General features: G+C 33.8%; 19 protein-coding genes. 10 read left to right on the forward strand and 9 right to left on the reverse strand.

What is annotated here, in order from left to right; translation table 11 throughout:
• Positions 1 to 8: 8 nt before the first annotated feature.
• The 7 genes from X927_RS06935 (at position 9) to rbsK (ending at position 6,779) form a co-directional block, all read left to right on the forward strand.
• Positions 9 to 881: an ABC transporter permease gene (locus tag X927_RS06935; protein WP_103077365.1), complete on the forward strand. Its 873-nt coding sequence runs from the start codon at positions 9 to 11 to the stop codon at positions 879 to 881.
• Positions 882 to 1,045: 164 nt separating this feature from the next.
• Positions 1,046 to 2,029 carry a LacI family DNA-binding transcriptional regulator gene (locus X927_RS06940; RefSeq protein ID WP_103077366.1) on the forward strand — a complete coding sequence of 328 codons (984 nt, stop codon included), beginning with the start codon at positions 1,046 to 1,048 and terminating at the stop codon, positions 2,027 to 2,029.
• 1 nt (position 2,030) lies between these two features.
• Positions 2,031 to 2,426 (forward strand): D-ribose pyranase, encoded by a 396-nt coding sequence (gene rbsD / locus X927_RS06945; RefSeq protein WP_103077367.1) that lies wholly within the window; start codon positions 2,031 to 2,033, stop codon positions 2,424 to 2,426.
• On the forward strand, positions 2,426 to 3,916 hold the full coding sequence (locus X927_RS06950; protein WP_103077368.1) for a sugar ABC transporter ATP-binding protein: 1,491 nt from the start codon (positions 2,426 to 2,428) through the stop codon (positions 3,914 to 3,916). Before rbsD ends, X927_RS06950 begins: the two co-directional genes overlap by 1 nt.
• A 16-nt stretch (positions 3,917 to 3,932) precedes the next feature.
• The gene (locus X927_RS06955; protein ID WP_041534308.1) at positions 3,933 to 4,832 is read left to right on the forward strand and encodes an ABC transporter permease; all 900 of its coding nucleotides are present in this window, start codon (positions 3,933 to 3,935) and stop codon (positions 4,830 to 4,832) included.
• A 102-nt stretch (positions 4,833 to 4,934) separates the two neighbouring features.
• A complete protein-coding gene (gene rbsB, locus X927_RS06960; protein WP_103077369.1) occupies positions 4,935 to 5,804 on the forward strand; it encodes a ribose ABC transporter substrate-binding protein RbsB in 870 nt (289 codons plus the stop codon).
• 57 nt (positions 5,805 to 5,861) lie between these two features.
• A complete protein-coding gene (gene rbsK / locus X927_RS06965; RefSeq protein ID WP_103077370.1) occupies positions 5,862 to 6,779 on the forward strand; it encodes a ribokinase in 918 nt (305 codons plus the stop codon).
• Here the strand turns inward: rbsK and X927_RS06970 are convergent.
• Both X927_RS06970 and X927_RS06975 read right to left on the reverse strand, forming a co-directional pair.
• Positions 6,774 to 7,976: an MFS transporter gene (locus X927_RS06970; RefSeq protein ID WP_245855501.1), complete on the reverse strand. Its 1,203-nt coding sequence runs from the start codon at positions 7,974 to 7,976 to the stop codon at positions 6,774 to 6,776. The genes rbsK and X927_RS06970 overlap by 6 nt on opposite strands.
• A 77-nt stretch (positions 7,977 to 8,053) precedes the next feature.
• A complete protein-coding gene (locus X927_RS06975) occupies positions 8,054 to 9,658 on the reverse strand; it encodes a gamma-glutamyltransferase family protein (RefSeq protein ID WP_103077372.1) in 1,605 nt (534 codons plus the stop codon).
• A 135-nt stretch (positions 9,659 to 9,793) separates the two neighbouring features.
• On the opposite strand from X927_RS06975, the gene X927_RS06980 reads away from it, so the two are divergent.
• Together X927_RS06980 and X927_RS06985 are read left to right on the forward strand one after the other, a co-directional pair.
• Positions 9,794 to 10,327 carry a hypothetical protein gene (locus X927_RS06980; RefSeq protein WP_103077373.1) on the forward strand — a complete coding sequence of 178 codons (534 nt, stop codon included), beginning with the start codon at positions 9,794 to 9,796 and terminating at the stop codon, positions 10,325 to 10,327.
• 93 nt (positions 10,328 to 10,420) lie between these two features.
• The gene (locus X927_RS06985; protein ID WP_103077374.1) at positions 10,421 to 11,005 is read left to right on the forward strand and encodes an outer membrane beta-barrel protein; all 585 of its coding nucleotides are present in this window, start codon (positions 10,421 to 10,423) and stop codon (positions 11,003 to 11,005) included.
• A 48-nt stretch (positions 11,006 to 11,053) separates the two neighbouring features.
• On the opposite strand, the gene X927_RS06990 is transcribed toward X927_RS06985, so the two are convergent.
• From X927_RS06990 to X927_RS07015, 6 genes are all read right to left on the reverse strand, one after another.
• The gene (locus tag X927_RS06990) at positions 11,054 to 11,605 is read right to left on the reverse strand and encodes a GNAT family N-acetyltransferase (RefSeq protein ID WP_103077375.1); all 552 of its coding nucleotides are present in this window, start codon (positions 11,603 to 11,605) and stop codon (positions 11,054 to 11,056) included.
• 161 nt (positions 11,606 to 11,766) lie between these two features.
• Entirely contained in the window at positions 11,767 to 12,405 is a 639-nt protein-coding gene (locus X927_RS06995) for a CpsB/CapC family capsule biosynthesis tyrosine phosphatase (RefSeq protein WP_103077376.1), read from the reverse strand.
• Between the two features lie 24 nt (positions 12,406 to 12,429).
• A complete protein-coding gene (locus X927_RS07000; protein ID WP_103077377.1) occupies positions 12,430 to 14,586 on the reverse strand; it encodes a GumC family protein in 2,157 nt (718 codons plus the stop codon).
• 109 nt (positions 14,587 to 14,695) lie between these two features.
• Positions 14,696 to 16,558, reverse strand: coding sequence for a GumC family protein (locus X927_RS07005; RefSeq protein ID WP_169925189.1), 1,863 nt, complete (start codon positions 16,556 to 16,558; stop codon positions 14,696 to 14,698).
• A 113-nt stretch (positions 16,559 to 16,671) separates the two neighbouring features.
• On the reverse strand, positions 16,672 to 19,917 hold the full coding sequence (locus X927_RS07010) for a PD-(D/E)XK nuclease family protein (RefSeq protein WP_103077379.1): 3,246 nt from the start codon (positions 19,915 to 19,917) through the stop codon (positions 16,672 to 16,674).
• A 4-nt stretch (positions 19,918 to 19,921) separates the two neighbouring features.
• Positions 19,922 to 20,374, reverse strand: a complete 453-nt coding sequence (locus tag X927_RS07015; protein ID WP_103077380.1) for an early set domain-containing protein — start codon at positions 20,372 to 20,374, stop codon at positions 19,922 to 19,924.
• 188 nt (positions 20,375 to 20,562) lie between these two features.
• On the opposite strand from X927_RS07015, the gene X927_RS07020 reads away from it, so the two are divergent.
• Positions 20,563 to 22,155, forward strand: coding sequence for a DEAD/DEAH box helicase (locus X927_RS07020; RefSeq protein ID WP_103077381.1), 1,593 nt, complete (start codon positions 20,563 to 20,565; stop codon positions 22,153 to 22,155).
• A gap of 32 nt (positions 22,156 to 22,187) precedes the next feature.
• Here X927_RS07020 and X927_RS07025 read toward each other — a convergent pair whose 3' ends face one another.
• Positions 22,188 to 23,327, reverse strand: a complete 1,140-nt coding sequence (locus X927_RS07025; protein WP_103077382.1) for an NAD(P)-dependent malic enzyme — start codon at positions 23,325 to 23,327, stop codon at positions 22,188 to 22,190.
• Positions 23,328 to 23,346 lie beyond the last annotated feature (19 nt).

The following is a 23,346-nucleotide window of genomic DNA, read 5'->3' on the forward strand; positions in this document are numbered from 1 at the left end:
CTTTACTAATTAGAGACAGCTTTAGCAGTGCAACTCCTATACTTCTTGCAGCGCTGGGAGGAACTTTTACCTATTATGCTAACGTATTCAACATCGCTATGGAAGGTATGATGCTCATTGGGGCTTTCTTCGGAGTTTTGGGAAGCTATCTTTTTCAAAGTTGGGCAATGGGTATGCTGTTTGCAGTGATTTCCGGAGCTGTTGTTGCCCTAATTTTTTCGGCATTTGCATTGTCCCTTAAAACAGACGAATTCTTAACTGGTATCGGTATAAATATGCTCGCTTTGGGTGGAACTACGTATCTTTTAAGGAACATTTTCGATGTAAAAGGTGCCTTCATTTCTCCAAGGATAGAATCTCTTCCAACCTGGGATATACCTATTTTAAATCAAATTCCTATTCTTTCACAAATATTGAACAATCATCCCTTTATTGTTTACGTAGCAATACTTTTAGCCTTGTTGTTAGAAGTTATAATATTTCACACGAAATTCGGTCTCAGACTTAGAGCAACAGGGGAAGATCCAGAAACAACAAGATCTTTAGGCATTAACCCTAATAAAATGAAGTTTACCTCTATACTACTTTCAGGTATACTTTCTTCCATGGCTGGAACATACTTATCCTTAGGCTATGTTACTCTTTTCAGCGAAAATATGTCAAACGGTAGAGGCTGGATCTCTTTGGCTATAATAATCTTGGTAAAAGGTCGTCCTTTAGGAATACTTTTAATGTCTTTACTGTTCGGATTTTTTGAAAGTGTGACTTTCACTCTTCAAAACTTCAATATTCCACCACAAATCACTTCCATGTTACCTTATGTAATTACTTTGGTAGTCTTATTCTTATACAGTTCCAGCAAAAGCAAAGAAGAAAAATGAGTAAAATTAAGGAAACGAAAGAAAAACTGAGTTAATCGACTATAATTCCGTCTAATTTCTTCTAATCCTCCATAATCAAGTTTGCAATTTAAATTATTTAGAGATATACTTGAAACAAGCAGTTTCGAAAACGTTTGCATAATAATTGTAACAAGGTGGTTTTTATGAATAGACAAATAACCATAAAAGATATAGCAAAAGAAGCAGGGGTTTCTATATCAACTGTTTCAAGAGTGGTGAACAGTTCCTTACCGGTGAAAAAAGAAACGAAAGAAAAAGTTTTAAAAGCAATTGAAAAGTTGAATTATTATCCCGATTCTCTTGCCAGGAGTTTAAGAGTTGGATACACCAAGACGATAGGTATAATCATTCCAAATATTGCCAACCCTTTTTTTGCAACTATAGTAAGAGGGGCAGAAGATTTTTTAAGATCAAAAGGCTTTTCTTTGATGATATGCAATTCAGATAACAACATTGTTGAAGAAAAAAAATTATTTAAAACATTAATCGAAAAGAAAGTCGATGGGATTTTGTACTCAGGTATAGGTGACCATGTTGAAAGTCTCATCAATAAAAATGTAAAAACCGTTTTCATAGACAGAATCATTAAAAGCAACAAATTTTCTTACGTTTGTTCAAACAACTACAACGCAATGTATAAATTACTAGAATACCTATACAATTCAAATCACAGAAAATTCATATTTATAAGCGGCCAAAAAGAAATATTCAGCGCGGCTGAAAGATTAAGAGCCTTCCAAGATTTTGCAAATGAATACAAGATAGATTTTAAAATATATGAGGGAGAGTATACCCATGAATCGGGGCTTTCGGTAGCTAAAAAGATTAAAAATCTTCCAGACGTTGTGGTATGTGCAAATGATTTATTGGCTTATGGAGTTATAGAACATTTTAAATCGAAGGGCTTGAAAGTGCCGAAAGATGTAAGCGTTACTGGATACGATGACATCGCTTTTAGTAAAATGTTCTCTCCACCCTTAACTACTGTGAAACAACCTATTTATGAAATGGGAAAAACGGCCGGAGAAATGATCTTTACAATACTTTCAAAAAAAATAGATCACATTCCTGTGAAACAGTTTGAAAACGAGATAATAATTCGAGAAAGTACGAGGAGGAGAAATTAAGTTGAAAAAGCAAGGCATATTCAATTCTCAGATATCATACTTTGTTGCATCGATGGGACATAAAGATATGTTAAGTATAGTTGACATGGGTTATCCAATACCTAAAGATGCTACATTTGTTGACTTGGTTTTTGATAAAGGTATACCAAATTTTATTGATACTATCAAAATGGTTTTATACGAATTAGAAGTTGAGAAAGTGATTATTGCTGATGAGATGGAAGTAAATAATCTTAAAAATTATCAAAAAGTGATCGATATATTTCTAAATATTGAGATAGAGAAAAAATCACATGAAGAGTTTAAAGATCTAGCAAAAAATTCCAAATTTTTTATAAGGACTGGAGAATGTACCCCCTTTTCAAACATTATATTGATTTCAGGGGTGATTTTTTAATGTTATTAGAGATGGTAGATATTACTAAAACCTTCCCAGGGGTTGTGGCACTTGACAAAGTCAGTTTCAACTTAAAAGAAAAAGAAATACATGCCCTGCTCGGGGAAAACGGAGCCGGCAAAAGTACGTTAATCAAAATACTTGGTGGAATTTATCAGCCAGATAGCGGCGAGATAATTTTAAATGGGGAAAAAGTAATCTTTCGATCACCTATAGAAGCTAAAAAAAGAGGAATAGCCATAATACATCAAGAATTAATGCTAGCTGAAAATTTATCGATTGCTGAAAATATATTTTTAGGAAAAGAGAAAGGTAATTTCTTGAATATCGATTTTAAATCTATGGCTATCGAAGCAAAAAAATATCTGAATATGCTTGATTTTGATATTGACCCGAAAACAAAGGTTTCTAATCTAAACGTATCAGAAAAACAGTTGGTGGAAATTGCGAAGGCTATAGCATCACAAGCCGAAATTATCGTTATGGACGAGCCTACCGCTACAATTACCGAACACGAAACAAGTACTTTATTTAAGGTTATGAGGGATCTTAGAGAAAAGGGTATTTCTATTATTTTTATAACCCACAAACTTGAAGAAGTATATCAAATAGCTGATAGAGTAACCGTCCTTAGAGATGGTAAATTGGTAGGTTCTGGAAATTTAGAAGAGCTAAACCAAGATGACCTGATAAAGATGATGGTAGGAAGGGAAATAAAAGATATGTTCCCTAAATTTAATAAGGTAAGAGATAAAATTGCCCTAAAAGTTGAGGAATTTGAAATTCCTGGTAAGGTTTACCCACTTTCTTTTGAAGTTAGAGAAGGGGAAATATTTGGAATAACAGGATTGGTTGGTTGTGGAAAATCAGAACTAGCATTAGGACTTTTCGGAGCATACAAATCAACTTTCAAAAACTTTATTGTTGATGAACAAAAGATAGAAGAGCTTAAGACTCCCTCTCAAGCTTTAAAAAAAGGTATAGTTTTGGTTCCTGAGGACAGAAAATCTCAAGGGCTTGTCCAGCTACTGACTGTTGTTGATAACATAACTATTCCAAATGCTGAAGAATTCGCCCCTATTTTCAATATCGATTGGAAAAAAGCTATAGAAGAGACTAAAAATCAGATCAAAAAATATAATATAAAAGTATCGTCTGACAAACAGAAGGTGAAAAACTTATCTGGCGGAAACCAACAGAAGGTTGTATTAGCAAAATTTTTGTTGAAACAACCAAAAATTGCGATCCTTGTAGAACCTACTCGAGGAATAGATGTTGGAGCTAAAATAGAAGTTTATAAGCTTATAAACGATTTAGCTAATAGAGGAATGGGAGTGATATTAGTGACTTCAGAGATTCCGGAAATTTTGGGGTTATGTGACAGAGTTCTGATAATGCACAGAGGAAGAAAAACAGCTTTATTGGAAAAGGAAGAAATGACACCAGAAAAAATACTAAAAGCTGGAATGGGGTTGGTTGAAATTGTTTAAATCTCTCTTAGTTTTTATGAGAAAAAATCCTGCCCTTGTTGGTTTTATCATTTTGTTTGTGGTACTTTCAATTTTTACAGACAGTTTTTTTAATCTCTATAATATCGTTAATGTCATTAGACAAGTTTCAATAATGGCTATACTCGGTTTCGGAATGACACTTGTAATAATTTCTGGAGGAATAGATCTATCTGTTGGTTCAACCTTTGCTTTTAGTGCTGTTGTTATGGCTTCCATAGTCAAAGATGGAAGAGTCCTATTAGGAATAATTGTAGGCTTATTAATTGGAGCAGCGATTGGGGCATTTAATGGAATTGTCATATCGAAAGGCAAGATTCAGCCTTTCATTGTAACATTAGCTACAATGGCTATAGGAAGGAGTTTAACCTTAGCATACACTGAAGGAATCCCCATATCACTTTTCCCAGATAGTTTTAGATTTTTGGGTAGAGGGGATATATTTGGTATACCAGTGCCCATTTTGATCATGTTAGGTATATTTTTTCTTTCCCTTTACATACTGAAAAAAACAAAGTTGGGATTGTATATATACGCAATTGGAGGAAATGAGGAAGCCACGAAACTCAGTGGAGTAAACGTAGATAGATATAAAACCGTTGTTTACATGTTGAGCGGACTTTTTAGTGCGATCAGCGCCATAATCTTGACAGCAAGATTGAACAGTGCTCAAGCCACTTTTGGGCAAGGGTATGAACTTGACGCAATAGCAACAGTCGTTTTGGGCGGAGCAAGTTTAGCTGGAGGAAAAGGTGGAGTGTTAGGAACGTTGTTTGGTGCCCTTCTTCTGGGAACAATTAACAACGGAATGAACTTGATGAATATTTCCCCATTTTATCAAGATTTAGTTAAAGGAGTCATAATACTGTTAGCTGTTCTTTCAGAAAAAGAGGAATAAAACCATTTTTCGATAGGCGAAGGGATAATGCTTCCACTTTCCTGTTGGGTGGGGAGCGGGGGAAGGGCGCTGAGAAAAACATATCAAAGGAGGTAGAGAAAGATGAGAAAGGTGTTAGTATTTGTATTGTTAGTGTTGTTTGTTTCAACGTTTAGTTTTGGAGTAAAGATAGGTTTATCGGTTTCAACATTAAACAACCCATTTTTTGTAGACTTAGCAAACGGTGCAGAAGATAAAGCAAATGAATTAGGGGTAGAACTGTTGGTAGTTGATGCCCGAGACGATCCAGCAAAGCAACTAAACGATATAGAAGATCTGATATTACAGAGAGTCGACATGATTTTAGTAAATCCTACTGACAGTGACGCTATTGTAGCAGCGGTTGAAGAAGCAAACGACGCTAAAATTCCAGTAATTACCGTTGATAGAAGTGCGAATGGTGGAAAAGTTCTTCTCCACATAGCTTCAGACAACGTTGCTGGAGGAATGATGGCAGGTAGTTTTATCGCCGAACAATTAGGAGGAAAAGGAAAAGTTATAGAATTGGTCGGAGTTCCTGGAACTTCTTCTGCAAGAGAAAGAGGTCAAGGTTTCAACGAAGAAATATCGAAATATCCTGGTATTGAAGTAGTAGCCAGACAAACAGCGAACTACAACAGGGCTGAAGGACTAACCGTTATGGAAAACCTACTTCAAGCTTATCCCGATGTAGACGCTGTTTTTGCTCATAACGATGAAATGGCTTTAGGTGCATTGGAAGCAATAAAATCTGCTGGAAAGTTACAAGACATAATCATTGTGGGATTTGATGCCACTCCCGATGCATTAGCTTCTGTTGAAAAAGGTGAACTTAGTGCAACAATAGCTCAACAACCTTACAGAATGGGAGAACTGGCAGTTGAAAAAGCTTACGAATATTTGACCACAGAGACAATTTATTTCCCTGTCCCACTTCAATTGGTAACAAAATAACTTAAAAAGGGGCTTTATGCCCCTTTTACTGAAACTATTCAAAGGAGAGATAACCTCATGATCGCTGTAATTGGTAGTAGTAACATGGATATTGTATTCAACGTTGAACACTTTACACTTCCAGGAGAAACCCAAAAAGCCCTTTCGCTAGACTTTTATTTTGGCGGCAAAGGGGCGAATCAAGCCGTTGCAGCCGCTAAATTATCTGAAAAGCCTGTTTGCTTTTGTAGTTGCATCGGTGATGACGAATATGGGAATCAAATTTCTCAAAACTTTAAAAAGTATAGGATCGAAGGTTATTACGTGCAAAAGAATGAAAAAACAGGTAGAGCTTACATAGAGGTTGATAAAAATGGTGAGAATAGAATAATTATCTTCTCAGGTGCCAACGATAAGGTGGATAAGGAGAAAATAGATAAGTTTTTTGATGAATATGGCGATGAAATAGATATTTGCTTACTACAGAATGAAATTCCCCTGCAAAGCGTTGAGTACGCTATTTCTAAGTTAAAAGAAAAAGGAATAACTATTATTTATGATCCTGCCCCTGTTGGAAGTACAAAGATAAAAAGTTTAAAAGATATAGATTTTTTAACTCCCAACGATAAAGAGTTTATGTTCCTTTGTGAAAAAGAAAAGATAGATTTCAAAGAAAGCAACCTCGATAAATCAATGCTTGCATTTAAAAGAATTAGTAAGGTAAAAAATTTAATTGTGAAGATGGGAGACAAAGGCGTTATATACATTGACGAAGAAGAAAACTTAGAGAAAATTGAGCCCCTAAAAGTAAACCCAGTTGATAGCACCGGAGCAGGAGACATCTTTAATGGTGCTCTAGCGGTAGCTTTTTCAGAAACAAATGATTTACAGAAAAGCCTTAATTTTGCCAATACCGCTGCCGCAATTTCTGTTGAAAGAAAAGGAGCCCAGTCTTCAATCCCTAAAAGGGAAGAAGTATTAAAGCGCTTGTCATGAATTATTACTATACAACTGATGTAAAACGCCGTTTTTTCTTAAAGGAACGAATAGTTTATACATGAAAATTAGTGCAGCTGTATAAAACACTGAGCTAATTAAGAACAAGAAAGTATAAGCATTGGGTAATATACTTACGATTCCAAATATGAATGCAGCCAAAGACCTTGTCAAAAAATTGGCAGCGTTCCTAAGACTATATATCGATGTGACTCTATTCTTTGGAAGTGCACTCAAAACAGAGGATGTTTCCACAGGGTTGGTCATATTCATAAAAGTGAATCTCAAAGCGTAAATACCAACAAAAATAAAAGGGTTTCGGATAAAACCTAAACTTATAATCAATGGAATAACCAACCCATTTAAAATAAAGGTATATTTAAAAGGACCGAATTTTTTACCAAGTACTGGTGAAAGGGCAGAGCCAGCAGCGGCACCGAATTGTGCAATTGACAGAGATATACCTATCAAGGAAGGGGACATGTTGAATAAATCTTTGTATATAATATTTCCAAAATTAACAAACAATCCCGCTCCAAAGGATATCGCCGCTGTTCTTAAAAGATAGTACTTCAAAATGTATTTTTCTTCTTTGTTGTATTGGGAAAAGTCTAAAACTTTTTGAAGGGTGACTCTTTTATCTCTAACGCTTTCGGGTAAATTTTTTAACAATATGGGTGATATGGCATAGCATATTCCTGTTATGTAAAGAGTCAACCTTAAACCCAAATATTCCCCCATAAAGCCACCTACGAAATTCCCTAAAACACCGCTAGCCATAAAAATAGCAAAATTGTATCCAAAAGCAGCTCCTCGGATTGAACTATCTGTAACATCCATCAGGTATGAATCCAAGAGTAATCTTCTAGAGGCCATGAATCCACCATTCAAGAATCCAAAGATTAATAAAATATTTTTATATGGAAAAGTGCTTCTTATCAGCAATAGAATACCAAACCCTATGGCACATATAATGATCATTTTTTTCTTTCCGATTCTATCCCCAAGGATCCCTATTAAAATCCCAATGATAGCAGCACCAAGCATTTCAAAAGAGGTCATTCGACCAATGAACTGATTTGTATAACCCATATCTCTCAAAAATAAATTAAAAACAACCCTATAAATTGCCCAAAAAGAGCTACTTATGGACGAAAAAATAAGCAAATTAATAACTTTTCGTGTCAGTTTACTCACCTCAATATAGTTAGCTTATCTAACTATATTGTACCACCATTTTTTAGACTCTTTTTGGAATTTGCATTAAATTTCTTTTAAAAGCAAGATATGTTACTATCCGCCCTTGGTTCGGTTCCCCCTATCAGCACACCATCCTCTGTTCTATATATAAATTGTCCCCTTCCAAAATTAGAAGAATTTAATGAAACTTCTATTTGATGACCTTTATCTATTAAAGACTCAAGGATATACTTTGGAAATTCTTTTTCTACCATAATTTCCTTGCCTTTCACCCATTGCCATCTTGGAGCATCCAAGGCTGCCTGAGGATTTAAATGACAATCGATAAAATTATTAAGGAATTGTAGATGGCCTTGTGGTTGCATGTACCCTCCCATAACTCCAAAAGGTCCTATCGCTTTGTTCTCTTTGGTTATAAAACCGGGTATAATGGTATGGTATGGCCTTTTTAATGGTTCTAAACAGTTGTCATTTTCTTCATTCAGAGAAAAGCTCGTTCCTCGGTTTTGAAGACTTATCCCCGTATTTGGAGCCACTATTCCAGAGCCAAATCCCATATAGTTACTTTGAATGTAAGAAACCATATTTCCATCTTTATCCGCAGTTGCAAAGTAAACCGTTCCTCCGGAATATGGATCTCCTGCTTGTGGTAACAGTGCATATTCACCAATAAGATTCCTTCTTTGGTTTGCATATTCTTCTGATAAAAGCGATTCTACTAATATTTTCATCTCTTCTATATCCGTAATATATTTTAAACCATCACTAAAAGCTAACTTTAGAGCTTCTATTTGTTTGTGGTAACTTTCTGGATCTTCCTTACATCTCATTTCAAACCCTTTTAGTATGTTCAAAGCCATCAAAACAATTATACCCTGCCCATTTGGTGGCAATTCCCATACGTCAAATCCTCTGTAATTTACACTAAGTGGTTCTACCCATATAGGTTCAAAACTTTCTAAATCTTCTTGGCAAAAGTAGCCTCCCGTCTTTTTTGAAAAGCTGACCATCTTCTGGGCTAGTTCTCCGAAATAAAAACTTTTTGCCTTTGTCTGGGCAATTGATTCCAAAGTCTTTGCATGATAGGCTGAGTTCCAAATTTCTCCAATATCAGGTGCTTTTCCATTTGGGGCAAATACTTCAAACCATGTTTTAAAAATTTCTCCCTTTAACTCTTTTTTATACCTTTTAAAAGCGTTCTGCCATGATTTTGCCGTCACAGGAGAAACTGGAAAACCTTCACTTGCATATTTGATGGATGGTTCTAACAATCTTTCAAAAGGAAGAACACCAAATCTATCAGACAAAGTTGCCCAAGCAGCTGGAGCGCCAGGAACAGTTACCGATTCCCAACCATACGGAGGTATTTTTTCAAACCCTTTTTCTTTCATTATTTCTAAGGTAAGATTTTTTGGAGAGTATCCACTGGAATTCAAACCATATAGTTTACCGTCTTTGTAAAGTATAGCGAAGGCATCGCTACCTATACCATTGGAAGTCGGTTCCAAAACCGTCAAACCTGCTGCCACCGCAACAGCTGCATCGACAGCGTTCCCACCTTTTTTTAAAATTTCGATGCCTATTTCAGAAGCTAATGGATTTGTTGTTGCCACCATCCCGTTTTTTGCATAAATAGGGATCCTTTTTGATGGATAAACAAATTTTAATGGATCAAACATTCGAATTACTCCCTTCTTTTAATCTAATTTTAAGGAATGTAATCTATTATATCATTGAAATCGAATAAATCAAAGGGGCGTAGATATAAGTTTTCATAAATAGTACAATGGGTTATTTCAGGAGGTGACGTAATTATGATAAAAGCTACAAAATTCACTAGCATATTATTAATTTTTCTATTGTTTGTTTTTTCATCTTTTGCAAGTAATACGTCTTACAGTAGATTTACCGATTTGGATAATTTGTCTTTAGTTTCTTCTACACACGGTAATCTCAATTTAATGGAATTGATTGGCGAGATGGAAGTGGATCAAAATGAAAAACCCAAGATTACCATAGGGGTCTATCATTTAGCTTCTACTGATGATTACACTATAAAAATTAAAGAATTGAATGATTTAAACTATAACCAAGATTACAGTTCGACTTTTAATTCGATGGCAAGTACATCCCATAACCGATCCAAAAATCTTTCTGACAAATTTATCAAATCAGATCCAAACGTCAAAAATAAAAATTATAAAAACGATTACTCTTATAAAAATGATTTGGTAAACAAGTTTGCTCAAAAAAACAGTAGATTAGATTACATAGTTTCTCTTAATCTTTTAAAACAAAGTACGCCAGATTTCATCGAAATTCAACAAAATGTATTTATTTTTTCATAGAAATAAAAATTAAGTATGATACAATAAAAACAGGATATTAGTTAGTTTTTATTGTCATAATTTCTACAAAATCTCAGAGAGGAGGGAACAAAGATGAAAAAGGTTTTCGCAACGTTGCTGGTAGGTATGTTGGCTGTATTTAGTTTCGCTGCGTTTGAAGTTACAGGTGGTTATGTGAATACATCGTTAGTGGCTACTGATGTAACTGGCGTGACAGATGTAACGATGCAAGGGATTAGTGTCGGCGCAAATTACCTGTATGATGGATTGGGTGTAGAAGGTGGAGCATTGTTAGTCGGCGGTTCTTTTGATTATTATTTTGAACAAGAATTTGTTGATGATACTCTCGGTGCTACAAATTTAACTCAAATGAGTGTGGGTGTGAACGCTGGTTACAGACAGAGCTTAAACGCTTTCCTGCCAGATTTACCATTTGGAATGTATGTCCAAGGCTTGTTTAACTATTCAATGGGACTAGGAGATGCTAAGGTTGTAGCAAGCAGTTTGGGTTTCGGTGGTGGAGCTGGAGCAAACTTCGCAGTTCAAAACCTCAACATGAACGTAGGTGCAGATGTTTTATTTGAAAAGCCAACATTGGCTGAGGATTACAACGAAGTTTATAAAAGCGAGTTCCAGTTGAGACCAAAATTCAAGATTTACGCAGGCGTACAATTCTAATTTAAAAGCAAACAAAGATAACTTAAAAACCTCCTTACGGAGGTTTTTTTATTTTAATTTTTTTCTCATCTCGATAGCTACTATTCTATATCCTGATTTTAAAAAGAGAGTTTCTAAAAACCTCAAAAATTTTGGTAAAGTAACAACTCTCTGTTTTTGAAAACCTTTCATCAAATTAATGTTTGTCTCGTCGAATCCAAGGTTTTTATACATATTATACGCAACTTTGTTATTCCCAAAAACATTCAATTCAAGAAATTTTACCTTTTCTTTTTTTAATATTTCTTCTAATTCTTTTATAGCGCTCTTTGCAAATCCCCTTTTTTGATACTTAGGAAAAATCCTAATATCGTATATAAACGCTTTTTTAGAACTGTAATTGACAAAAACCCATATTCTTCCAACGTGTTCATTATTAGTGCTTATAACATTATAACCGTAGTTTTTCCCTTTTTTCATATCTTCGTTCCAGATGGTATCAATTTGATCCTCAGCTCTCACCAAGGCTTCTTGGTATGGAATCAACAAATTCTCAGCCAAAACTTTTGAATATTCTTCGTACATTTTCTTTTTGTATATTTCAAACTCTTCTTTGCTCATTAATTCGAGCTTCGTTACCGACACCTCCAAAAGATGTTATCTTTTCCCGCCCACCACCCCATTAGGAATTACTTAAAATTAGTTGCTTCAGGAATTATCTCAAAAAGTAATTTAAGGAATTATTAAAAAAATTGATTAAGAATCATTTTAGAAGATTTTAATTAAGAATTTATTCCTAAAATGTCGAAGGCGTTTTTAGTTATTTCGGAATATTTCTTAAATAAGCTTAAATCCACTTCTTCTCTATTCGAACTTCCATGATTATCAGTTGCTAAAAAATCCACCAAGTTATTTTCAAAATAATATTTACCTTCTTGCGTCTTTAAACCTTCAAAATTGACTTGGAAGAGTACACCCATTTCTTTCATTCTTTGAATGATGTCTTTGCTTTCATATAACCATTTGTATCTTTCCACATGTACGAGAATAATTTCATAACCATCCAATTGTAAATTAAATATCGAATCGAGGGCATAAATAGGCATAGGTTGTGTTGGAAATTCTATCAAGACAAAGGAATTAAACGGAATAAAATCTTTGTAATCTGGAGTTAGATATAATTCAGAGGCAAGATAAGTCCTTAAACCAATTTCATTTTCTATTCTTTCTTTTACCTTTTGATAAACTACTTTGATGTTGGTTATATCTGTTTTAACAGAAGGATGGTTAACGTGTGGCGTAAAGATAACACCGGTAATTTCGTTTTCTCTATACCTTCTCAGTTCATTTAATGTTTCTTCAATAGTTTTTATACCATCATCAACTCCAGGTAATAGATGACAATGAATGTCAATATACATTTTATTTTATCCCCTTTATCGCCCTTATGTTCTGGTTTTGCTTCTCCTCCTCCTTTCCTTGCTTTTCTCCCCGTCATCAGAGTAATAATAATAGTAGTAGTAATTAGAAGATTTTTCGTTTACATCATTTATAACCGTTCCAATAAGTTTTAACCCCGATGTTGTTATGTTTTCAATTGCAGCTTTTAAAGTTGGTTTCAAAGTTTGTCCATAACGGGTCACTAATACCAGTCCATCTGAATATCTAGATGCGATCATAGCATCAGGGGCAACCATTATTGGTGGAAGATCAATAATGACCTTATCGTAATACTCCTTGAGTTTATCGAGTAGATCTTTAAATTCATTTGAAGTTAATATAGAGGTAGGATTTGGAGGTAAAGTTCCAACAGGTAAAACAAAAAAGTTATTGAGAGACTCAAACGGCTTCTTTACAGATTGTTCTATAGAAACTCCTCTCAATAAATGGTTAACTAGCCCTACATTCTTACTTTTTAAATTCAAAATCCTTTCAACTCTGGGTCTTCTCATATCGGCGTCTATCAACAAGGTTTTGTTACCGCTTTGGGCGTAAGAAATAGCAACATTGGCAGCAGTCATTGTTTTACCTTCAGCGGGGCCACCACTGGAAAAGGTAATAACATTAGGTTCTTTAGCATTAGAAAAGTTAATATTGGAAGCCAGCATCTTGTAGGCTTCGGAGATTGGTGAGACTGGATCCCTTAATACTATTAATTCATCTTTTGTTTCGTTGTCTACATGCAAATGAGGAATTCTACCAAGAACAGGGTACCCCTTAACTATCATTTTCAATTCATTTTCATCTTTAACCTTTTTATCCAGATACTCGATGAGAAAAACTACAAGTATACCTAAAAAGATCCCTAAAATCCCTCCTATTGCGGCAGTCAGAGTTTTATTTGGTTTAACAGCATTTGGGGAAACAAAGGCAGGGTCTATTATATTTGCTGTACCAATTACACCGGCTTCAGCAATCTTAGCCTCTTCTAATTTTTCTAAAAGAAGAACATAAAGATTTTCTTTTACTCTTACCTCTCTTTCGTAATTCATAAGTCTTTGCTCCAATGCAGGTAATTGCTTCAATTGGGATTGATATGTGTTTCTTAACGTTGTTAAAGATTGTATTGTGCCTTGAAGAACTTGCTGCCCGGCTTGTTCTTGGATCAATTGTGAATACAAGCTAATATACATTGGATTAGCGGTTTTTACTTGGGAAGTTACAATAGTACTTATCTCATTTTTTAGCATCTCTTGGGCTTGATTCAGCTCTTCCTTTAATCTCAAAACTTCAGGATCACTAGGAGATTTAGTACCTTCCAAGCCTGCGAGCTGAACCTGGATATTAACTATTTGATTTCTTAAATTACTTACGACTGGATTTATCGAAATTGTTTCAGATGAAATGATTTCTTGATCCATACTTTTTAAGGTGTCATTTAACGTTTGCAGTCTTATCTTTGTTTCTTCCATTTGGATCTGATAAGTGTTTATCTGTTGATCGAAGGAAACCAGAAATTGTAATATAAATTTTGCCCTTTCATCTAACAAAAAGATATTATTTCCCTCTTTAAAATTTCTGAGATTGTCTTGAGCAGCGTTCAAATCGATTTCAGCTAATGGAATTTGCTCTTCTATAAACCTTCTTCTTGCTGTGTACTCGATTTGAGACAAACTTCTTAACAAATCGTTATACACAATCGCTAAATTATCAGCAATACTTTTTGCAAGTTCCTTGTCTTCACTTTGAACAGATATCCGTACGATATTTGTATCGTTAACAGGTGAGACTGTGATCATTCCTTCGAGAGCACGAACAACACTGTTTCTTGTGACCTCTTGTGGGTTTTCAGATTTTGCTTGAAAATATTCCATTAAGTTTAAATTGTCGATTACTTTTTCTAGATTTCTTCTACTTTTTATCAATTCAATTTCTGTCGATATCTTAGATGAAGTTATCCCCATCTGTGTACCAAAAATATCTGAAACCGAACTTTGTTGAGAGAGGTCAATATTCATGGTTGTATTTGCTTCATAAATAGGAGTAGTGTTAAAAAGGTAGATTAGGGTAATTACTACCGTTAAAACGACGGTTAAAAAAAACCACCAGAATCTTTTTTTGAATATCTTTAAAATATCCTCGAATGTTAATTCGTTTTCCATATTTAACCCCCTAGGGGAGCTTTAACGTTCTTCATGCAGGAATACTAAATTCTCCCATAAAATCATTATACCAAAATAAATGAAATTTCTTTAATCTTTAGTTGAACTTTTATTTTTTCACATAAACAACGGTGGGATCCTTTTCTTTTTTGAAAATCTCCTTTATATCTTCCAAGTTTGTTGTTTTTTCTTCTATAAATATAATAATCTTTTCTAAATCATCTCTGTATAGTATATAATCACCGTTGTTGAAATTGTCAAACATGATAAAAGCCTCGTTTGTATTTTTAAACTTCTCAAATTTTTCAAACTTTTCTTTGTAATCTTCGTTTTCCTTTGAAGTAAAATACTCTGTTTTATTAGGTTTTACGGTATTTAAGATGTTGTAAATTCTTTGAGAAAGGTTCTGGGCAACTGAAAAATCCCCCAAAAATAGCAACCCGAACTTTTTAAAATCTTTTTTATAAACATAATTAACTATTTTCTCAGCATCGTTTGAATCATCTAAAATGATGTCAGGAACCCCAAATAAACTTTCAAATTCGTATAGATCTTTCACTGTTTTGTCGTTTGCTTCCTTCACAAAAACACCCAAAATTCCCAAGAATATTGCCAATACCCCTCCAATAGCTAAAGTGAGGGTAGTATTTGGTGATACAGGATTTTCTGGTATGTAGGCTGAGGTTATTACTTTGAATTTGTTATCGTATAGTGATGCCTTCATCCTTTCTTGCTCTAAGGCAGTTAGTAAAGTGTTATACCTTGTTTGAAGAATAGCCTGATCTTTTCTCAAAAGGAAATATTCGTACATAATAGGAGATCTTTTTGCAATTTCATCATCTATAACTTGAAGCATATTTTCATACACCTGTTTTGTTACATCGAATAGTTGTAGTTGTGTAATTATCCCTGTGTATTCGTTAAAAGTTTCCATATCGATCGATGCAAGAAAGTTTAAATCGTTGGAAAAAATCGCTTCAAGATTCTTTTTCAATTCATCTTCTAAAACCGTTATTTCCGCTTCCAAAGCTCCAATTCTCGGAGAACTAGGAGAATTTAACTTTAAAGTTTCTAATTCTATTCTGTCACTCACTAATTTAGATTTTATATCCTTAACAGGCGTATCTTTTTCTGTGTTTGTTAGTATAAACTCTTTAGTTTCTGGACTCAGTTTGAAAATATTATCTTCTATAGCTTGCTTTCTGATTTCTAATTGGTTTTTATCTGCTTCTAATTTTAGTATATTCATATAGGTTTCCGAATAATAACTAATTAAAGGGTCGCTTTCTTGTGATGTTCCCCCTGAAATATCGGAAATCTTATTTTTAGTTTGGAAATCTAAAACCTCTTTATTTATCTGATCATATTGCTGAGAAACATCTTCAAATAACGTTTCAACTTGATTCAAATAAGACTGTGAATCCTCAAAATAAAGGTTTTCTGCATAATCAGTGTAGTAAGAATACACAAGTGAGACAACCGAAGCAGCCACAGTTGGATCGGAACTTTGGTAACTTATTTCTATCATATTAGTATCTTGAACATTTTGTATATTTATACCTTCTTTTAGTGAATCAATGAGGTCTCTTTCTGTTACTTCTGTACCTCTCAATCTAGCAATTAGCCCTTTGTTTTCGTTTGCTTTTTCTACAAGGTTGAGCTCTTTTACAACGTTTGCTAACACCCAATCGGCTTTCATCCTTTCAATTTCGGTAGTTAAACCTGAATCAGAGGGTTGGCTGATTCCTAACAAGTTTGCTGCAGAAGACATAGACCCTAAAGAGACAGTTGGTTGTGAAGAACTTGATTTGTACTCTATAACCTGCTTTGCTTCATACGTGGGAGTTGCAACGAAAAACAGATAAAACGCTGTTAAAAAGATAGTTAAGAGGAAAATAATTAGAAAAGTCCATTTTCTTCTTTTAAAAATTCTGAGTATGTCTGAAAAGGTTAGTTCTCTTTCTTCTTCCATTTCCATCCTCCAATTTTTAGTTATTTTTTACTGTGATTAGAAATTCTAAAAGCCTTTTTAGCGCCCCTTTATTTTGTTCTATGCAAAATATTCTACCATATGGTTGACTTATTTCAAAGATATTTTTTTATGTTTATATTAAAATCTTTTTTGTACTGCATCAATTCGCATAAACTTCTGAATTGGCAAGAAGAACAATCGTAATATTTTTCTCCTGTTTTTGCGTTATTGTATTTATCATACATTTCTTCTAAGAACCTTCTTATTTCTCTTTCTTTTACTGCTATAGGGGTGAAATCAGATTTGTTGATGTTTTGAAAAACTTTCTCTAACCATGTGCAGAATTCTTTAATATCAAAAGATACATACTTAGTTCTAGACTTGTGTTCTTTATATATAATCCGGCCTTTCTGTATTTTTATAAAATTATTATTTTTATGCTCTTTTTTCTTTGATACTACTTGAAATTTTAGATATACATCAGAATTTGCTAATTTGTTTTTCCATTCTTCATTATTTAATAAGGTTAGGTAATAAATTAGCAATTGTTCACTTTGGAAATTTTTTGACCTTTTGTAATCCATAATTGAGTAAGCTCCTGGTAAAAGTTGGTCGCCAAATTCATCAAGAAGGTACACATAGTTTCCGTTCAAAAGATCTACCCTGTCTATTCTGGAGGTTAGGTCTACATCGTGAAAATTCCCGATATTTATCTTTGAATTTACCTCTAACTCTGTAGCTATAACTTGAGAATAAGTGAGATCTATACCTTTTTTGAAATGGATATACTTTCGATGTATGTCTTCTATGCTTTCTAAAATATCTTCTGTTATTATTTCACTTTCCACGTCTTTTATAGCTTCATAGGTGTGTAAAAAATCGTCTGTATACTCCTCCCAAATATCTTCAATGATATCTTTTATTTCTTCTTTCAATTCTTCTTTGTTGAGAATTTTTTGGGACATAACTTCATAATTTTTGTATTTGGAAAATATCTCTTTCATCACCCTGTGCTTTATAAGCCCATCAAAAAACTTCTCAAAATCTTTATCTCCATTTAATCTGCCTTCGATTCCGAGGTAATACTTAAAAGGACAATCCACATAAGTAGTTATTTTTGTATGGCTTAACCGCCCAAGGTCGGTATTTTTATATAATTGCCAGTCTGGATTAGTTATCTCTTTTTTTAATCTTTCAATATCAGTGTGGTGTTTATCAGGTAAATACTCTTTCTTCCCGTTCAATATGTAATAAATAGTAGCTTCTGCATCAGAGAATATATTCTTGGGATCTTTTGGTAGGATTTCTTTTTTAGAGAGGAACTTATTCGAATATTTGACGTTTTTAAAGTTATTCCTAAACTCTTTTTCGTATGGAGAGGGTAGTATTGGTTCACCACTTAGTTTAGCGTTTGGATATGTAAATACTATATTATCAGCGAAGATCATCGAGATAAACAAGTTTCTTCTACTGATCTTTTCTGAATGTTTGGCGATTGAGGTCCCTTCGTTACTCATAGATGTGATGAAAGGATTGATCTTTATTGAAGGGTAGTTTTCTTCAGTGAAACCGACAATATATTTATATTTTTTCTTTACAAATCTTGAGTCTTCAAGGCTCATTATTTCTACTGTATTATCGTACCTTTCGGACTCTCTATACGTTTCAATCTGAATAAGAGAAGAAAGTATTTTGTAGAACTTTTCAATTCCTAAATTTTTATTTGACTTTAGAATTTTCTCCAAATTTTCTTCGACGTTAAATACTAGTGCTTCAAAAGCTTTTAATGCATTTAATTGACTCTCAATAGGGAGTACATCCTCGTATGTTTTCAGTATGTTGAAATGAGATAGGTAAGTATCTATCCATTCTTTCACTAACTCCCTGTAATCAGAAACACTGAAGTACTTTTTTCGATCTTTGCTTTTCTGGATATTTTCTAAAAGAGAAAATATGTTGCCAAGGCATTTTTTTAATTCATTTAAGTCTTTGAGTTCTTCGCTTATTCTTTCTATTTCTTCTGTACCTTTAAGTTGAGAATTTCTTTTATCTATTTCTTTCTCAACGGTATTCATCCATTTTTCTTTTCGGTTTTTGAGAGAGGATTTTTGTATGTCATAGAATAAGTTTAATCGCTTTAGATAATGTTCTATCTGCTCCATCGTCAGTTCAGTTACTCCCCCGTAACCACTTTCAATCATCGCCAAGATATCTTCAACTTCACAACCCCTCACCAACGTTTTAATTGGTTGAAGAAGTATCAAAACTATTTGACTTTCGTTTAACGGAACATCGTTTTTGAACCTGTAAGGTACCTTAGCATCTTCCAAATAATCCGCCAATAATTTTGCAGTTGAACTATTGGGAACAACGACCCCCAATTCATCAGGTGAAAGATTTTCACTTATCAATTTTCTTTTTATTTCTTTTGTGAGGGTTTCTATTTCAGAAACATCGTTGTTCATTGGAAAGATTTCAATATTGGTATTTTCAAAAATCCGTTTTAACCCTTTATTTTTCGATTTGAATTCAAACCCTTCATTTTTTAAAAAGTTATGTATGTTAGTTATTGAATCAAAACTTCTGTCTTCTATATTGACCCAAGTAATAAAATGAACCTCTTCAAAGAGATCAAAGAAAGCTTTAAGAGTTTTGTTAACGGCTGGAGAAATATCAAAAAAGCCCGAAATAACGACCCTTTTTCCTATATATTTTTTCCCCTCTTCTTTCAATCTGTTAGGTAAAATCTCATAAAACCATTTGTACACACTAACGGGATCGTAATTTCTTTGATATTTAATAGACATATCGAACTTCGTTTCTAAAATATCTTCGAGTTTTTTTTCTAATTTAGTGTAAAGTATGTACAAATTAGAATTGTTATCTATAGAATCATCGAGCAACTTGTATTCTTCAGAGGATTCAACGATTTCTTCATCTTCAACCCTTGAAATTTCCCATTTTTTCTCGAAAATATCTAATATGTACTCAACTGATTTTTGAGATTTGGATATAACGTTTAGATATTCAGAAAATTCTTCGTCTTTCTTCTCTTCTTCTATTAAGTCCATTATCTCGTTTTCGATGTATACCTTCAAAAAATCTCTATCCAATATTACAGATTGTGGCTGGTATGTTTTTAGCGTCTCAGTTACATATTGGTTTATAACCCTGAAGGCATCACGATTGATAGTTTTTTTTGTTTGTGAGGCAACGTATTCTGCCACTTGCTTCACGTAAAAACCAGAAGGCCCTAGAAACAAAAAGTTCAGAGGATCTTCGTTGTAAAAAGGAAGTACAAGATCTCCAACGTTTTTAAAATGTTCTGGATTTAAGTCAAATAAATAGACCTTTCTCATTTTTCTACCAGCTTTCTATTTCGTTTCTCACTTCATCGAAGTTATATTCAAATTTGTAAGTTCTATTTTCTCTTTCGTTCCCAAAGAAATCCTTCTCTATATAATCATAGTTGCCAAGGTTATATTTGTACTCTATTTCAGTATTTGGAGGCATTCTAAGAGACAATTGGTACGTCCCATCCTCCATTTTTTCAAACCTATAATTTTCATCTCCCACTAACCAATTGTTGAAGTTTCCCATCATATAAATTGAAGCATCTTCCGGTGTATCTTCTGGAACGGAAGTGATTATAAAAGTGACTTCGAACAAATTTTCATCTTCTTCTGAAAATGAAGGTATTTCTGGGGCTGTTGTAGGAGATGGCTGAGCTGTTGTTGAAGCTTTTTGTGAAGAAAAACCAAAAAGCAAAAGAATTATTGCAAAAGGAAGTAAGATTTCTAAAAATCCTTCTTTCAATTGTCTTTCACCTCTTTAATGGTGTAACTCTCTTTCAGTTAATTATATCATATTTATTATCTCGATACACAAAAGATTTTTAAGGTAATTGTTATTTAAATTATTAAACAAATACCATTTGTTCACGAAACTTATGGTATAATGTAAAAGGTTATTTTGGCCCAAAAATTAGAAAAAGGAGTAAAAACATGACAAAATTTCAACACATGGGCCTTTCTGATAACATACTCAACGCGATTGATAGAAAAGGGTACGAAGAACCAACTCCTATCCAGGAAAAGGTTATCCCCTTTCTTTTATCTGGTAAGAATAATGTAATCGGTCAGGCTCAAACTGGTACAGGAAAAACTGCAGCATTTGGTATACCTCTAATTGAAAGATTAGAAGAGAAAGCAAACGACGTTCAAGCTTTAGTATTAACCCCTACGAGAGAATTAGCTTTGCAAGTTTGTAACGAAATCGACTCACTGAAGGGAAACAAAAGATTGAACCTTCTTCCCGTGTACGGAGGAGTCTCAATTGGAAATCAAATTAGAGCCCTTAAGAGAAAAGTAGATTTAGTAGTAGGTACCCCAGGAAGAATAATAGACCATTTGAACAGAGGTACTTTAGATATTAGCAAAATTAAGTATTTGGTCATTGATGAAGCCGATGAAATGCTAGATATGGGTTTTATAGAAGATGTGGAGACGATACTCTCAAAAACTAATAAAGAAAAGCAAATTTTGATGTTTTCAGCTACGATTCCTCAAAGGATTATTACCCTTGCTAGAAAGTATATGGGGAATTTTGAAACGGTAACAACAGTTCAAGGAAACAAAGAGGACATAACCGTAAAAAAGGCAAAACAAATTTATTACATGATTTCTGAATCTGATAAAATAGAACTTTTGAGTAGGCTCATAGATATAGATAGTGATTTTTACGGTCTTGTATTTACTAAAACAAAAGTCCAATCAGAAGAAATCGCAAACAAATTAATCAAAAAAGGTTACGAAGCAGAAGCACTAAATGGTGATGTCTCTCAAAATCAAAGAGAAAGAATAATGGATAGATTTAAGAGCAAACGTATAAAAATTTTAATAGCCACAGATGTTGCAGCCAGAGGTATAGACATAGACAATCTTAAATACGTTATCAATTATTCTCTTCCACAAAATCCAGAAAATTATATACATCGTATAGGAAGAACTGCGAGGGCTGGAAATGAGGGTATAGCTATTACTTTTGTCACACCGAGCGAGTATAGAAAATTTATGTTCATCAAGCATTCCTCAAAAGCCTTAATAGAAGAAGCTAAAATACCACAAGCCAAAGATATTGTTAACGCAAAAGTTGAAAAAATAAAAGATGAGATCAAATCTAATCTTTCCAAAGATATAGATCCCATTTATGAAATCTTGGCGGAAACAATCTTAGAGGAGACCGACCAAGAGCCGAGCCAAATAATTGCTTCTATTTTAAAGTATTTTTATGGTGGAATCTTGAAAGAAGAAAATTATAGCAAAATAAAAGAAGTTAAAAACTCTTCAAAAAGAAAAGACCAAAGGTTATTTGTTGCATTAGGTAGTTTAAGTAAAATGACACCAAGAAAACTTGCTGAATTCATAGAAAAGGAAACTGGTGTAAATAGAAAAAAAATAAAAGATATACAAATAATGGATAAATTTTCTTTTGTGACGGTTCCTTCCGAACAAGCTGAAGCAATAATAGAGATCTTTAAGCAAAAATCAAAGAGAAAAAGACCACTAGTAGTACAAGCTAAGTCCAAAAGAAATTAGAAAGTGAAATCAAAAATGGATTATTGAAACAACTAGTTCGATTCTGAAGCATTTTTAACCGCTTCGTATACGTTCAAATGTAATCTTTTATCATAAGCTTCGGGTAAAATCCTATTAGGTGTAGGAATACATGAATTTGAAATTGCAAGTATTGCAGAATGGAGCATTTTTTTAGTTATCTTTGATTTTTTCTCTATCGCTCCTTTCATTATTCCAGGAAAGGCTATGAGATTGTTGATTTGGTTAGGATAATCTGATCTGCCAGTCGCCACTATACTTGCCCCGAAGCTTTTTGCTAATATTGGATCTATTTCCGGTAAAGGGTTGGCAAGTGCAAATATTATAGGATTTTTATTCATTTTTTTTACCATCTCTTCATTCAAAATATTACCTTTAGATACCCCTACAAACACATCCGCACCAAAAAGAGCATCTGAGAGATTCCCGGTTATATTTTCTGGATTCGTTATCTTTGCTAATTCTTGGTGATATTCATGCAAAGAACTTTCTGGAACATTTTTATTCAACACCCCATTCTTGTCAACTAAAACAAGATTTATGACCCCAAAATCCATCAAAAACTTGGCTATATTGTATCCCGCTGCCCCTATACCGTTAATAACAACTTTAATATTTTTTGCTTCTTTCCCCGTTAATTTCAATGCATTCAACAATCCTGCCGTGACTACTACAGCTGTTCCCTGCTGGTCATCATGAAAAACTGGAATATTCATTGTTTTATTCAATTCTTCTAATATTCGAAAACATCTAGGAGCAGAGATGTCTTCTAAGTTTATACCTCCAAACGAAGGTTCTAAGTTCTTCACAATAGAAACAATTTCTTCTGGATCTTGTGTATTTAAGCAAATTGGGAAGGCATCAAGCTGGCCAAAAAGATTAAACAATAATGCCTTACCTTCCATAACGGGAAGAGCACCATATGGACCTATGTTACCGAGACCCAATACGGCGCTTCCGTCTGAAATGATACCAACGGTGTTCCAACGTCTTGTGTATAAAAATGTGTTTTCTGGATCTTTTGAGCATCCTTCTGCAACATCTGCTACCCCAGGAGTGTATAGTAGGGATAACGATTCTTCGTTCAAATTGTCAACATTTGAAATTGTCCTGATTTTTCCCTTGAGTATTTTGTGTAATTCTTTTGCGTCCAAGATTAACTCTCCTTAAAAG

Source organism: Petrotoga mexicana DSM 14811 (assembly GCF_002895565.1).
Lineage (GTDB): Bacteria > Thermotogota > Thermotogae > Petrotogales > Petrotogaceae > Petrotoga > Petrotoga mexicana.